Origin of the sequence: Chroococcidiopsis sp., from assembly GCF_051657925.1 — a bacterium.
Classification (GTDB): Bacteria; Cyanobacteriota; Cyanobacteriia; order Cyanobacteriales; family Chroococcidiopsidaceae; genus Chroococcidiopsis.
Window position 1 is genome coordinate 1 of record NZ_JBOFLP010000145.1, and the last position, 15,290, is coordinate 15,290.

General features: G+C 45.0%; 11 protein-coding genes. 4 read left to right on the top strand and 7 right to left on the bottom strand.

The window, feature by feature from the left end:
* The 3 genes from ACRC32_RS11145 to aroA form a co-directional block, all read left to right on the top strand.
* Positions 1-505, top strand: a 505-nt coding sequence (locus ACRC32_RS11145; protein ID WP_438554020.1) for a phosphopantetheine-binding protein, incomplete at its 5' end; no start/stop codon positions are given.
* Positions 506-587: 82 nt separating this feature from the next.
* Positions 588-4,823: an amino acid adenylation domain-containing protein gene (locus ACRC32_RS11150; RefSeq protein ID WP_438554021.1), complete on the top strand. Its 4,236-nt coding sequence runs from the start codon at positions 588-590 to the stop codon at positions 4,821-4,823.
* 133 nt (positions 4,824-4,956) lie between these two features.
* Positions 4,957-6,303, top strand: coding sequence for a 3-phosphoshikimate 1-carboxyvinyltransferase (aroA, locus tag ACRC32_RS11155; RefSeq protein WP_438554022.1), 1,347 nt, complete (start codon positions 4,957-4,959; stop codon positions 6,301-6,303).
* A gap of 71 nt (positions 6,304-6,374) precedes the next feature.
* Here aroA and ACRC32_RS11160 read toward each other — a convergent pair whose 3' ends face one another.
* The 5 genes from ACRC32_RS11160 to ACRC32_RS11180 form a co-directional block, all read right to left on the bottom strand.
* Positions 6,375-7,235, bottom strand: a complete 861-nt coding sequence (locus ACRC32_RS11160; RefSeq protein ID WP_438554023.1) for a class I SAM-dependent methyltransferase — start codon at positions 7,233-7,235, stop codon at positions 6,375-6,377.
* A gap of 370 nt (positions 7,236-7,605) precedes the next feature.
* Positions 7,606-8,712 carry a hypothetical protein gene (locus ACRC32_RS11165; RefSeq protein WP_438554024.1) on the bottom strand — a complete coding sequence of 369 codons (1,107 nt, stop codon included), beginning with the start codon at positions 8,710-8,712 and terminating at the stop codon, positions 7,606-7,608.
* 193 nt (positions 8,713-8,905) lie between these two features.
* Positions 8,906-10,723: a glycosyltransferase family 39 protein gene (locus tag ACRC32_RS11170; protein ID WP_438554025.1), complete on the bottom strand. Its 1,818-nt coding sequence runs from the start codon at positions 10,721-10,723 to the stop codon at positions 8,906-8,908.
* A 54-nt stretch (positions 10,724-10,777) separates the two neighbouring features.
* The gene (locus ACRC32_RS11175; RefSeq protein WP_438554026.1) at positions 10,778-11,080 is read right to left on the bottom strand and encodes a DUF6464 family protein; all 303 of its coding nucleotides are present in this window, start codon (positions 11,078-11,080) and stop codon (positions 10,778-10,780) included.
* Between the two features lie 211 nt (positions 11,081-11,291).
* Positions 11,292-11,798, bottom strand: coding sequence for a hypothetical protein (locus ACRC32_RS11180; RefSeq protein ID WP_438554027.1), 507 nt, complete (start codon positions 11,796-11,798; stop codon positions 11,292-11,294).
* A gap of 121 nt (positions 11,799-11,919) precedes the next feature.
* On the opposite strand from ACRC32_RS11180, the gene ppk2 reads away from it, so the two are divergent.
* On the top strand, positions 11,920-12,771 hold the full coding sequence (gene ppk2, locus ACRC32_RS11185) for a polyphosphate kinase 2 (RefSeq protein WP_438554028.1): 852 nt from the start codon (positions 11,920-11,922) through the stop codon (positions 12,769-12,771).
* A gap of 40 nt (positions 12,772-12,811) precedes the next feature.
* Here the strand turns inward: ppk2 and cofH are convergent, their stop codons facing one another.
* On the bottom strand, positions 12,812-13,948 hold the full coding sequence (cofH, locus tag ACRC32_RS11190; RefSeq protein ID WP_438554029.1) for a 7,8-didemethyl-8-hydroxy-5-deazariboflavin synthase subunit CofH: 1,137 nt from the start codon (positions 13,946-13,948) through the stop codon (positions 12,812-12,814).
* Between the two features lie 354 nt (positions 13,949-14,302).
* The gene (locus tag ACRC32_RS11195) at positions 14,303-14,911 is read right to left on the bottom strand and encodes a DUF3318 domain-containing protein (protein WP_438554030.1); all 609 of its coding nucleotides are present in this window, start codon (positions 14,909-14,911) and stop codon (positions 14,303-14,305) included.
* Positions 14,912-15,290: the final 379 nt, after the last annotated feature.

A 15,290-nucleotide genomic window follows, 5' to 3' on the forward strand; every position in this document is an offset into this window, starting at 1 on the left:
ACAGCCAGGACAACAGCCTGCTAACTCACAGTTGCGAGAATATTTACTCGCTCAATTGCCAGAGTACATGGTTCCCTCCAACTTTGTCGTGCTAGAGGCTTTTCCACTCACGCCCAACAATAAGGTCGATCGCAAAGCATTACCTGCGCCAATGACGATGCAGTTAGATGTGGCGATCGAGCAGACAGCACCTCAAAATCAGGTTGAGCAAACCCTAATGGCAATTTGGCAAAACTTGCTTCAGGTATCTGAAATTGGTACGGGAGATAACTTCTTCAGTTTGGGAGGTAACTCTTTGATCGCCGTATCATTGATGGGGACGATCCGCTCGACGTTTAGCGTTGACTTACCGCTAATTAATTTATTTCAATTTCCGAGCGTCGATGGTATAGCTCGACAGATCGAAAAAGCTCAAGCTATGCAAGTCAATCTAGATGACATGGAAGACACGATCGCGTATTTGGCGCAATTGTCTGATGAAGAAGTGATGGCGCTGCTGAAATAACAATGCTGGCGATCGCCAACTAGCCACTTAAAACCCCTGCATAAATTTTTCCAAATCTATTCTGTTGGTGCAAATCAAGCCAATGACTGAAATGATAAGCCAAAAGTTAAATTCCCAAGCGCACGTTGACAAACTCCAATCTCTTTCACCCGAACGGAAAGCCTTGTTAGCTCAGTTAATTCGCGAGAAAAAGGCAGGTGTCAAACAAGAGCGGCAACCGCAGCAGGTAGTATCCAACCTGCCAACAATTACTCCTGCCCCTGACGAACGATTTCAACCCTTTCCGTTGACTGGATTGCAGCAAGCTTACTGGGTTGGACGCAGTGGCGAAGTGGAAATGGGGCAGGTTGCCAGTCACAGCTATGTGGAATTGGAAGGCAACTTCGATCTGGAACGCTTGACTCAAGCTTGGCAACGATTAATAGATCGTCATGACATGATGCGAGCGATCGTTCTGCCGGATGGAACTCAACAGGTCTTGGAGAATGTGCCTCCCTATCAGTTTCGGATGCTCGATTTGCGGGGACAGGCTGCAGAAACAGTCAACGCTCAGTTACAAGACGTGCGCGACCGGATGTCGCATCAAATTCTTCCCAGCGACACGTATCCTCTATTTGATATTCAAGCAACCTTACTGAACGATGGACGCACGCGGATTCATGTGAGTTTAGATAAGTTAATCTTTGATGGTTGGAGTATTGCAATTACCTATAGGGAATGGGCGGCACTTTACCACAATCCTGAAACTCAACTAGAGCCTTTAGAAATTACCTTCCGCGATTATGTCTTGGCAGAGCGATTGCTAGCTAATTCCGAGGAGTACAGGCGATCGCAGGATTACTGGCGCAAACGAATCGATTCTTTACCCTTAAGACCAGATTTACCCCTTGCTAAGCAGCCGTCAGCTCTCACGAGTGGTAGGTTTGCGCGCCGAGAAAGGGTGATAGAAGCTCCTATTTGGCAGTGCATTAAATCGCAGGCGACTCAATTGGGAATTACTGCACCAGGCATTTTGGCAGCAGCCTACGCCGAAGTTCTGACGTTGTGGAATAAAGAACGACATTTCTGCATTAACGTACCGAGTTTCAATCGCCTGCCACTGCATTCACAGGTGAACTGTTTGATTGGGGAATATGCTTCATTCACCGTACTGGAAGTTGACAACAGGGGAGATGCTTCCTTTGCCGAGCGATCGCAACGTTTACAGGCGCAACTTTGGAGCGATATAGAGCATCGTTTCTTTAACGGGGTCGACGTCCTGCGGGAACTTGCTGTTGCTCAAAATCGGCTTTCTGGTTCGCTGATGCCAGTTGTATTTACCGCAATTCCAGCAGATGAAACCGGAAAAAGTACTTACGCTACGAAGCAAGCAGAAGCTCTGGGCGAGGTTGTCTTTGCAATTAACCAAACTTCCCAAGTATGGCTGAATAACCATGTTTTTGAGCATAATGGTGCGCTTTATTGCCACTGGGATACCGTGGAAGAACTTTTTCCTGAAGGACTATCCCAAAATCTCTTAGATGCTTTTATCCATTTGCTCCATCTGTTAGGTACTGATGAAAATCTCTGGCAGCAGAGTTGGTCGGAAGTCATGCGGCGGGTGATGGTGGCAACAGGTCAGCAGTTGGTAGCTGCCGGAGACGATCTGCCAATGCCGGAAATCTTGCTTCACGATCTGATTGCGGCTCAAGTGCCTCAACGCCCAGACCAACCTGCGGTTATTACAACTCAAAAAACTTTAACCTATCAAGAATTGTATTCCCTAGCAAACCGTTGGGGACGGCATTTGCGGAATTTAGGAGCGCAACCAAACCAACCGATCGCGATCGTGATGGAAAAGGGTTGGGAGCAAGTGGTAGCTGCTCTGGCCATATTACACGCTGGTGCTGCCTATCTTCCCATTGATGCCACAGTCGGGAAAGAACGGCTTGACTACCTGCTGGAGAATGGCAAAGCTGAAATCGTCCTGACTCAATCTTGGTTAGACGATCGCTTGGAGTGGTCCGATCGCGTGCAGCGCCTCTGCGTCGATCGCGAAAACTTGGAAAATATTGACGATCGCCCTTTAGAACCGATTCAAACACCTGACGATCTCGCCTTTGTCCTCTACACGTCGGGTTCTACTGGCTTGCCGAAAGGCGTAATGATTCGCCATCGCGGGCTAGTGAATGCTGTTGTCAGCACTCAAAAGCAATTTGAGATTAATTCTGGCGATTGTATTCTAGGATTGACAGCCCTGCATCACGATATGTCTATCTTCGACCTATTTGGCGTGTTGGGTGCTGGAGGAACCTTAATTATCCCCGATGCCAGCGGACGACGCGACCCGTCCCATTGGTCGGATCTGTGCATGAAGCATCAGATTACGCTCTGGAATTCGGTTCCGGCAATGATGGATATGTTTTTGGAATATGCAGGCGATCTCGCAAATGTCATTCCATCGACATTGCGGCTAGCATTTCTAGGTGGAGATTGGATTCCGTTAACGATTCCTAAACGTCTTGAGGCGCTGGTAGAAGGAGCGAAAGTAGTCAGCGTCGGCGGTCCTACTGAAACAACGCTGTGGAATATTTGGTATCCAGTTGAGGAGTTTGACCCGAACTGGAAAAGCATTCCCTACGGACGACCAATTCCCAATACTCGCTACTACATTCTCAACGATGCTTTGGTGGAATGTCCCGCTTGGGTGTCGGGGGAGATGTGCGTTGCTGGCGTCGGAGTTGCCAAAGGTTACTGGCACGATCCAGAGAAAACCAACGCCAAATTTATTTTGCATCCCCGTACTGGCGAACGAATTTATCGAACTGGGGATATGGGACGCTTCCGCCCCGATGGGACGATCGAGTTCATGGGACGGGTCGATTTTCAAGTTAAAATCAACGGTCAGCGGATCGAGCTAGGGGAAATCGAGTCAACTTTACAACAACACGCAGGTGTTAATTCGGCGATCGCGACGACTTACGACCAGAAAGGCAAAAAGCTTTTAGTAGCATATATCATTCCGGCGAAAGAGTCAGAGCTAAATACTGACGAACTGCGCTTGTTTTTACGCAGTAAGTTACCAGAACACATGGTTCCTGCTGCTTTCGTAATGCTAGAACAGTTTCCTTTGACTCGTAATGGCAAAGTCGATCGCAAAGCGCTACCCGCACCTTTTGCAGCAGATGCTACCCCTGCTAAAAGTAAAACTCAAAAGCAGTCTTCAGGGATTCAGGCAAAAGTCAGTCGAATTGTGTGTGAAGTATTGCAGATGGAAAATGCCGATTTGGACGCGAATTTACTGAGTGTAGGCGCGAATTCTCTCGATATGGTGAGAATTGGCAACCAATTAGAAAAGGAATTTAAGAATCGTCCCCGTATTGATGAATTGTTCCGCTTGCAGTCAATTCAAGCATTAGTTGATTATTACGAGCGGCAAGAAAGTAAATCGGTTTCTAGCAATACAGATGACAGTCTGTTAGGAAATAAGCTGCTGTCTTCCTACAGGATTATTCTCGATCCTGTGGAGCGGGAGAAATTTAAGAAATCGCGCCCAGGAGTCCGGCGAGAGCTGAGCGAAATGCCTGCAATTCAATTAGAGCAGCCTGTTATTGATGAGAACTTACGGAAAAAGTATAGCGATCGCAGCAGTTATCGTAAATTCTTGTTAAAATCAATTCCATTTGAGAATTTCAGCCTATTTTTAAGCTGTTTGTCTCAAATTATCCTAGACGGTCAATCTAAGTTTCTCTATGCTTCCCCTGGCGGTTTGAATCCAACTCAAGTTTACTTGCATGTCAAACCCGGACGCATTGAAAATGTGCCAGCTGGTGTTTACTACTATCATCCAGAAGAACATCAACTCGTTGTTTTGACACCTAATGTCGATATTGACAGAGGAGTCCATATTCCATTCATTAATACACCAATGTTTGATGAATGTGCCTTCTCCATCTTCTTCATTGCCGATTTAGATGCGATTGGACCTGGCTATGGCGAGCGAGGAATTCACTTCGTTACCTTGGAATCGGGAATTATGGCACATCAGCTAGAGGTTTCGGCTCCAAGTTACGGAATTGGGATGTGTCAAGTCGGTAGTATTGCTTTTGAACGGATTCGTCCCTGGTTTAAGCTCAAGGACACCCATATCCTGATTCACTCCACGCTAGGAGGCTATGTTGATTCCAGCCGCTCTAGCCGACCCGATCTGAGCAATACTTCGGGACAAACACCGGAGAAAATGGCAGTTGAATTGTTGGAACGAATCGAGTCTCTTTCTCCCAGTGAAGTTAAGGGATTGTTGGAGGCTTATCAACAGTTAGAAGGGAGTAGGGAGTAGGGAGTAGGGAGCAGGGAATTCCCATACTTAACAAGTGGTGATGATTTTTTTTTCTATAAATTACAGTGAGGCGATCGCAGAGTCGGCAAACAAGATAAACTAACAAGCGCACTCAATCTGTTAGTTTATCCCCATGTTGGCTTCTCCGTTCGCAGTTGAAACTATCGATCGCCAGCAAAATCTGATTGTCACTAGACCCCAGACAGGGTTTTGCTTGCGCGGTCGCATTCGGGTTCCTGGCGATAAATCAATTTCCCATCGGGCTTTGATGTTAGGGGCGCTGGCAAATGGGGAAACCCAAATTCAAGGGCTGCTGTTGGGGGAAGACCCCAGGAGTACGGCAAGCTGTTTTCGAGCAATGGGGGCGGAAATTTCAGAACTCAATACAGATTTGGTGCGGGTGAAAGGGATCGGTTTGGGTCAGTTGCAGGAACCAGCAGACGTATTGGATGCAGGCAACTCTGGGACGACGATCCGGTTGATGTTGGGAATTTTAGCTTCTCATCCAGAAAGATTTTTTACAGTGACGGGAGATAGTTCGTTGCGATCGCGTCCCATGTCTCGCGTCGTCAAACCTTTGCAACAAATGGGGGCGCAAATTTGGGGACGTAAGGGTAATTCTCTCGCACCTTTGGCAATTCAAGGGCAAAACCTCAAGCCGATCCACTATCAATCTCCAATTGCTTCGGCACAGGTGAAATCGTGTATTCTGCTAGCTGGGTTGATGACTGAGGGAAAAACAACGGTAACAGAACCAGCTTTATCCCGCGACCACAGCGAACGGATGTTGCAAGCTTTTGGGGCGCAGTTGAGCGTCGATCCCCAAACCCATAGTGTCACGGTGACCGGACCAGCGCAACTGCAAGGACAGCAGGTAGTCGTTCCTGGCGATATTAGTTCGGCTGCTTTTTGGTTGGTGGCTGGGGCAATCGTCCCAGATTCAGAATTGGTCATTGAAAATGTTGGCGTTAACCCCACGCGCACTGGGATTTTAGCAGCTTTGGAAATGATGGGGGCAGATATTCAACTAGAAAATCAGCGAGTTGTCGCCGGGGAACCAGTCGCCGATCTGCGGGTGCGTTCTGGCGATTTAAAAGCGTGTACGATCGCAGGTGACTTAATTCCGCGTCTAATTGACGAAATTCCGATTTTAGCAGTAGCAGCAGTGTTTGCGAGCGGTACGACGATAATTCGGGATGCAGCAGAATTACGGGTTAAAGAAAGCGATCGCCTTGCAGCTATGGCAACCGAGTTAAATCGCATGGGTGCGAAAGTCACGGAATTACCCGATGGTTTAGAAATTACTGGCGGGACGGCTTTAAGGGGTACGGAGGTAGATAGTTACACCGATCATCGCATTGCTATGAGTTTGGCGATCGCGGCTTTGAATGCCAGCGGTGCGACAACTATAAGTCGAGCCGAAGCCGCAGCAATTTCTTATCCAGATTTCATCCCAACTCTGCAACAAGTTTGCCAGTAGCACGAACTACTTTTGCTGAAGCCAGTGAAATTCAAGTACAAGGTGGGCGTTGCCCACCTGACTATTTTGGTTTATTTCCTACCAACTAAGACTGCTGTTTGATAATTGTAAGCTTCTGTCGTTACCGAATGTATTTTGTAGAGCTTGCTCAGTTTTTTACAGAAATAATCGATATCGTAAAAAACTTGCGAACCAGTATCGCGACCGATTGTCAGAACAGCCATATCATTTTTAGTTTGATTATACAAATCTGAAGCTCGGAGTTTTTTAGACAAGAAAATGTTCTGGAAATCAGTATGCAGTAATTTGATAGTTTGATTGTCGTGAATTGTCAGGTAAAGCCTTCCTTTTGGAGAAAGAATTCGCCGAAGTTCTAACAACCAAGCTTCAGTCAAATCGTCAACGTGGGTAAATAGCGAACCAGCATAGATCAAATCGAAATATCGATCTTCAAATGGTAAGTGAGGAATTGTCGTTGTGACTGCAAAATTGAAGAGTGGCTCTAAGTGTTCTTTGCACCAATAAATCATGTCAGCATCGATGTCTACTCCCCATATCTCGCATGACTGCGCGTATTTTTGCAAATGACGAGTCATTCTACATGCACCACAGCCAAAATCTAAAACGCGATCGCCTGCGGTTAGTGTAAGTCCTGAAGATTTGGCTAATTCCAACATCTTCTGCGTGTCTTCTGCTCCAGACGACAAGTATTCTTCCCTTGTCTTGCCATATCCCAACCAAAATTCTTGTGGAGGTACTGCTAATTCTACGCTATCGGCTTGCCGATCTGTAAGAGATGATTTTGGGATGACGTAAGAAGATACTCCCTTCTTATATGGCTTATATTTGTACAGCGTTGTGAAGAACCCAGCAAATTTGTGTTCTAGAGATCGGAGCCAAAATCTAAGTGAAATTGGGAGTTTTTTGAGCATTTTTGTCTATTTTCGTGCGTGACTAATACTACTGGAAAGCTTCTATTTGTACGCAAATTTTTTAACATCCGCTATCCATAGCCGTGCATACTAACATTAATTTATGTCAAAAACAATTGCGCAAGCAAGATTTATCTCTATTCAATTTTGATACATACTTAAGACTGTTGATTTTCAAGTCACCCATTGCTTTTCTTTCATTTGACAAATAACTATTTAGCAATTTTTAACTATAGTAATCAATATTACTTTCAGCGGATTTTATGTATAACAAATAACATTTAAGTCCATAAATCGTCTATCAATAGATAGATTAAAAGCAATGAATTTGTATATAATCTACGATTGAATAATATTTGATTTACTTATTTTATAGAAATGCTTGCAACTGATTTCGCTCCTGTGGTAACCCAAACGACCTGAGAAGATGCGCCATATTACTATTGAACTGCCAAACGTTATCGTACGAGGCGATCGCCTCTATTACAGATATTTGTAGAGCCGTGATATTGTGTTCGATCGTGTCCGCTAATTTTTGTCCGTTAAAAGCTAGGTATAGCAGGGTTCGTACTACACTTAAAGCGCTATAACCATCTACAGTTCTCAGAACATTTATTAAGGCTGGAATGGCAACATTTCCTGCTGCATCTAGATAGCATAAGCAATTGCAAGCATCGCTAATAATATCGCTATTAGCCCAAGGTAATTGAGCATACGACTCTCTCATAAATATCGGATGTTCAATAGTTTCGATCGGTATTGCTATGGCTTCTGGCGGAGTTTTATCTTTTGCTAGTCTTATGAGTGTCATTGCAGCCGATAACCGAACGAGATCGCTTGACTCACAATTAAGAAATTGCAGAAATAGTTCTATATTTGCCGATTGCGGTGGCTCCAAAAGACCCAGGCTTAATATTAAGCTAGCTTTAACTTGAAGACTTCGTTCTTGAGCTAAACTGTGCTTTAAGTGAGGAATAATTTCTGACGCTCGCTGTTGACAGCAAGCTAGGATGTAAGGTGCAGCAGTTCTGAGTTTTGAATCGTTATCTTCTAGCAGGTTTAGATAAATATTCGTACCGCTACAGACAGCATAATTTACACGTCTTGCCCAAGTTGTTTCTTGTTGAATTTGGACTTGAAACTCTAGGTTATCTAATTCGTCGCTATAAAACAATAAGTTTTGATGTTCTTCTAAATAAGAATGACCGCGTGCTATATGTGCTAAGTAAATTAAAATTTTATCTCTATCTTGTACTGCTTCAGCTTGACTCAATTCTATTAAAAATGGGATTGCATATACTGTAGCTTCAAAAACAGTACCTTGATGATAAATATTACCGTACAATTTAGACAAGGCATCTTGACGAGACCTGGCATCAGCGGAGGCTAAACTTCTGAGCAGCTCGGGTACATCATCAGCCATACCGTAAGCGTGTTCGAGTTCGTGCCAATTAATTACTTCTAAGCCTTTCAGCACAATTTATTCTCCAGCAGAGCGATGGCGCAATATTTACCTCACTGCCATCAAAATTTTACCTAGCCAGTTTTGGCTACTTCCATCTTTACCACAACCTCAGTAATAACCGTTTGTCGTTTTTTCAGAAATTAATTTGTTACCCGTAATTCAGACAATTTTGCGAATATCGTTGATAGAATTTGGGAATGGTTCCTTATTGACAGTGAAAAAGCTTGGCGCGGTAGCCGTTGGCTTTAGGTCGGCGTTGCGAATCTGGGACACAAATTTGATTATTTCCTTTCTCTAAGTCGTGCCTGGCGCTAGTAAAGTTGACGACCCATAAATCTAGGGGTTTTGGTAGTTCAGCAATTGTTTTGTAAAGAGTTTCGACTGAGCGATTCGAGCTACGGTCGTGCTGAGCTAAAAGAAACAAAGGAGAATTTACTTGAGAACCATACAGATGTTTAAACTGCCAACCCAGTGTCATGAGTTCTCTCACCTGTGCGCGAGTATAGTGAGCTGTAGCGATTAAAATTGGATTTTGCGATCCTTGTTGCATAATTGGTACGAGGCGATCGGGTCTTTCAATCTTTTGATAACCAAAGTTAAAAACGACAGTTAAAGCACCGAGCAAACCGAGTAGCCAAATTAGCACGACTGCAACTCGACCTCTTGTTTGCAGAAACTTGAGTCGTAACTGCTGACGAGGAGTCCAGTTTAACTCTGTATGTCGAACTAATCGATCGCTGTCCCAACAAATTGCTAATGCTGCGCTGACGATCGCAATCAAGGCTGGAAAGTAAACAAAGTGATAGCGCGAGGCAATACTCAAATCTGCACCCAAGGCGTAGGTAACAATCGAAAATAACGCGATCGCTACCAAAACAAACCCACCTAAAACTTGAGTCCCACTCTGAGATGGCGATCGCCATAACTGAATTTTCCAACCGCTAATGAGTATAGGCAACGTCCAAAATAGAAAAGCGACGACAATTGCACCGCAAACCAGGGCAATTGGTTGACTCACACCCTCAACGGGTAGCAGCCACAGCATTGAAATCATCCAAGCTAAAAACCTCGCCGTGCTTTCTAACATACTGCCGAAAGGATTACCGCGATAAATCCAATCTGTCATTTGGTTATCTGGAATACTCTGCAAGAAAGGCAACCAGATTAAACCCCCTGCTGTGGTTCCAGCTGCAACGGCGATGAGTCGAGAGGTGGTGGGGGCAGATTTAGCAAGCATATTCACGCTTATGTCAATAAATCTTCGCTCGAAACCCGCCCGTACAGTGGAGTCAGGAGATTTTGAATTTTGAATTTTGAATTGTTTCCACACTACAGCAAGCAAAACTATTGCCTCAGCACAGAGGGTGAGAGTGAAAAAGTAGTGAACGGCGATTCCTAATGTGTTAATTCCCACCCAAGTGAAGACTAACCAAATTGGGATCGGTTTTCGGTTCTCTAAACAGCGTGTAGCAACAACTAAGCAAGCCAGAGAAGCAATAATCATTAAGATTGCTAGGGTATAGTGGCGCGGTTCTTGGGCTTGGTAGATGCCATAGGGTGAGACAGCCATCATTGCGGCGGCGATTTGTCCTACCAGGCGGGAACGAAAAGCTAGCCAGCATAGACCAAAACTAGCAGGAATTGCAGCCACTCCCAGAATGGCACTGAAGGCTCTTGCTGCCCATAATGAGACTAGTCCCTCATCTGGGGGAAATAGCTGCAACCACAGATGATTGAGGAGGAAATAGACAGGAGGATGGGTACTCTCTGTCATTAAATTGTGAAAAACATCACCAAAACTGGCAGATGGACGAGGCTGTAGTGGTTGTAGTAGGGTGTCTAGGGCGATCGCTCGATCTAAAGGGACAGTGCGAAAACTATTACCTAAACTAAATACTAAGGTGGCAAATTCATCTGACCAAGGTGGCTTCACATCCAAATTAATAAATCTAATAATAGTGCCGATCGCGATCCATCCGAAAAGTGTCAGCCACTGAAGCCAACTTCTCTGGGTAAAATTCACCAACCCTCACACCCCTTACACCAAATAAATTACACCAATAAATTATTCAAGCACCTATCGCGGTTCGTAGTAGCGACAACCCTCACAGGGTCCTTCAGGATTGACCGCACACCTAATATAGCCGGAACGAGCATTGTAGCGACAGCTGATGTCACCCACCAGATATCCTACTCCTTCTAGATAATAGCGATCGCTATGAAGTGGTGTAGGTTCGCTTCTCTGTGTCCTGACTCTGGGGGTAAAGTCGATCGCTTGCCTAAATCTCGCTTGTATTTGCGCCTCTCTTCGGCGCAGCAGCCACAGCGATAGCAATGATGGCATTAGTCCTAAAGCAAGAATCCAGAGTGCTGCTCCCACCTGTGCTTTACCTCTTGTCAGTTGTCAGTTATTAGTTATCAGTTGTCAGCGAGCAGGGAGCAGGGAGCAGGGAGTAGAGTCAGAGAGCTGAGGGAGCTAAAGGGGCAAGACAATTCTATTCACTGGTTCCACCAGTCACTCGTCACTCTCTACTGTCAACCAACAACCGTCGACCGTCAACTAACAACTAACAACACTACTCTTCCCTAATCTATAACAGCCAATTCAGTAGAGGGAATTTTTGCTTGGTTTTTGTCTTTTGTCTCAATGTTTGCGCTAGCTGTTGTGCTTCTCTTTCAACTTGAAATAAATCGATGACTTTGGTTGTCAAAATGAATTCATTTGTATTGCGGCGCTTGACTTGGGGTACAACTACTGAGCGATACTCGCAAGCACTTCCAGATAGCTGTTGAGTGTAGTCTATTTGGTTGGCGATCGCTTTTAATCCAAAGATTGCTGCTTCTAGTTCTGCGGCTAATTGATTAATTTTGTCTGCTTGTGCTACCAAGTGCTGCCATTCGCGGCGATTGCTGTGAGACGATTCTGATGGGATTTGAGGCTGCAAGGGTGGTATTGCCTGATGTTCTCGCTTTAGGATTGCGATCGCCGTTACACACGATTGGTGGCGTTCGGGAGATACTGGTAATGTTACGACTCTAGAATGCCCTAGATGCTGCTGGATGGGAAATTGGATTAAGTTTGATTTGAGTTTTGTCATACTACTTCTCGATTGGAGATCGCCGCTCAAATTTTAACTGCATGTTAGTACAAAGGAACTATATTGACAAGGAAAGTACAGGTTAACTTTTTTGAAAAAATGTCGTTTAGGAGAAAAACTCATGTCAGCTACAGATCGAAATGGGATTCATGCAGCAGTCAAGTCTGATGACAGCGCTAAAGAGAACAAATCGAAGAAAAAGCTGAACGATAAGTTTTACGACAAAGAAATGGCACGACTGCAAACGGAGTTGGTGAAATTGCAGTACTGGGTTAAACATCAAGGTTTAAAGGTAGCGCTGATTTTTGAAGGACGCGATGCGGCTGGAAAGGGAGGCGCAATTGGGCGAGTGACAGAATCCCTCAACCCGCGTGGCTGTCGCGTTGTGGCTTTGGGTACGCCTTCAGATGTGGAAAAGACGCAGTGGTACTTTCAGCGTTATGTTGCCCATCTACCTGCGGCGGGGGAAATCGTGCTGTTCGATCGCAGTTGGTACAATCGTGCGGGGGTAGAACGGGTGATGGGTTTTTGCACTGAGGCTCAATATCAAGAGTTTATGCAATCTTGCCCTGAATTCGAGCGGATGTTGGTGCGATCGGGAATTATTTTATTGAAATATTGGTTTTCTGTCAGCGATGACGAACAGGAACGCCGCTTTCAAGCACGGGTTAAAGATCCGGCTAAGCGTTGGAAACTCAGCCCGATGGACATTGAAGCCCGCGATCGCTGGGAGGAGTATTCTAAGGCTAAGGATCTCATGCTAGCTCATACTAATATTCCAGAGGCTCCTTGGTTTACGGTGGAAGCCGATGATAAAAAACGAGCGCGACTTAACTTAATTCAACACATTTTAAGCAAAATTCCCTACCAAGATATGACTCCAGATGCATTCGATCTACCACCTAGAAAGCCTGGAACTGGCTATCATCGTCCACCCCTCAACGAACAGTTTTTCGTTCCGCAGGTTTATTAAACAATTTGTAGTAAATAATCTGTCAAGAATATTTCATAATTCAAACGAGATTGCCATATAAGGTATCTCTTTGACGGTAGGGACGATTGAGGGAAGCGATCGCTGTTTGTAGTGTCTCTACTTCCATGCAAGTACCGCCAACTGCGCCTGCCATTGTGGTAATGTGTTCTTCCATCAGCGTGCCGCCAATATCGTTGCAACCCCATTCTAAAGCTGTTGTTGCGCCTGCAAGTCCGAGTTTGACCCAACTCGGTTGATGGTTGGGAATCCATTTTCCTAGATAAATTCGCGCCACTGCTGTGAGTAGCAAAGCATCTGCTAAAACTGGTTGATCTCTTCTTACCCGCTTTCTTAAAGGCTTAGGTGCTTCTTGTCCGACGAAAGGCAGTAAAATAAACTCTGTAATTTTTGTAGGATACTGCCGCTCGATCGCAATTTGTTGAAGCGATCGCAAATGTTCCAGATGACGGATCTGCTGTTGGGGTGTTTCAATGTGTCCAGATAACATGGTACTTGTTGTCGGCAAGCCAAGTTGGTGTGCCGTACTCACAATTTCTAACCATGTCGCTGTGTTAATCTTTTCTGGACACAGAATTCGCCTAACATTATCATCCAATACTTCTGCTGCTGTTCCTGGCATCGAACCAACACCAGCATCCCGCAAAGCAGCGATAACGGTAGCGTAGCTCAAACCATCTTCCCTAGCAATAAATTGCACTTCTTGGGGAGAAAAGGCATGTAAATGCAATTGGGGAAATTCAGCTTTAATAGTTTTGACTAATTGCAAATAGTATGACAGCGATTTGCCATCTATTTTTGCTGTAGGGTGAAGTCCCCCTTGTATACAAATTTCAGTTGCCCCTCTTTGCACGGCATCGGTAGCTTTTTCTAAGATTTGTCCCCATTCCAACCAATAGGAACCTGCTTCGCCCGCATCGCGACGAAAGGCGCAGAAACTACAGTGTTGTTCGCAAATATTGGTAAAGTTGATATTGCGGTTAATGACATAAGTAACGGTATCGCCCGCTTGCCGATCGCGGAGTTTATCGGCAGTATCGCGGATGAAAGCAATTGCTTCCGGTGCAGTTTGTTGTAATAACTCTACTCCTTCGGCTGGAGATATATCGTTTCCAGATAAGGCGCGATCGAGAATAGGTTCAATTGTTTGAGTTATCATTCCTATTTGCGTTCTGCTATTCAGGTTTTTAAAAACATAATTTCGACACCTTTTGACACCGAGTTTAATACATGAGTTTTGGTGCTTAGTAAGGCTTAATTTCTAACTTACGCACAAAAAGGTGCTAATAAAATTTGTGAGGAACGAATTGTAATGAATAAAAAGACAAAGGGATATTGACTTTGCGATTTAGTTTTGATAGACTTTATGTTATAATGGAAATATTGTCGCAGATTTTAATTTTTCAAATATTTCCATTATTAAGCGTATACGCTTAATTATAGCAGTAAAAATAGCACGGGACAACCCCTTTTTAGAGCTATTATTGTGCTGATTAAATAAGTCATCTATTGATTATTTTTCTCTGAGAGTTTCTGGAATACCAACAGAAGAAAGTCCAGCGATCGCTTGCAAATTTTGACGGCGGAGTAGTTCCATAAAATCTAAAGTCGGTCGTCCTTCCATCTGTGCCACCGCTTCAATTGCCGACAACAGATGTTGAGCCGCCTCTGCCTCAGCATAACCCCGCCTCCCAGCAACGCGCACTGCTGCCTCATCTGCTTCTACCTCAATCTGAGAACTGCGGTTATTGCGCCAGATCCGAGTCCCTGCGATCGCGGTTAATGCCCCAGCCGCCACAGTACCCACCACATCCCCCTGCACGATCTCTACTACCGTCCCCAAAAGCCCAGCTAAGACAACTCCCTGATAGACATCCGGTTTAAACCACTTTACTGCCGTCAACCAGCTAACAGTCCGCAACAGCAACAAATCTCGCTGTGGTTGAGGTAGCCGCCGCCAGAGATCGAAATTAATGGAAATGCGACGTTCCTGCTGCCACGGCAGAGGAAAAGCATAATCGATAACTTTAGTTTGCTCCCGCTTAGCGATAATCTTAGTCAACATCCGACCGGAAGCAGGCATCAAGTCCAGAAGGCGGCGAATTTCAGTAGTTGGTTCCATGAATAGGGGTTGGAAAAAGTCACAAGTTGAAAGTCATGTATTGGTAGGGGCGAGTTTTGAGCCAAAATTTCCAGTTGTGGCTGTCCATCGATTTGCGCGCACCCGCCCGTACACAAGTTAAAAGCTCACTACACCTCACACCCTATACCCTACACCTTGTTTGCCGATCGCTGATAATAAACTAATAGACTTAAAAAATTATCTCTTCAATGGATGCATTTGCACCAACTCCGCCTCAATGGACTCAACAGGCAACTCATGCCAGTGAATTTTGTTGTCCCCGTTGTCGTTCTGGTAGCCGCGAAGCAGAAAGAGTCTGGCTAAATCGACGATCGCCCGTATTTACCGAAAACAACCGTCGCAAGTGGCAAGAGTTTTA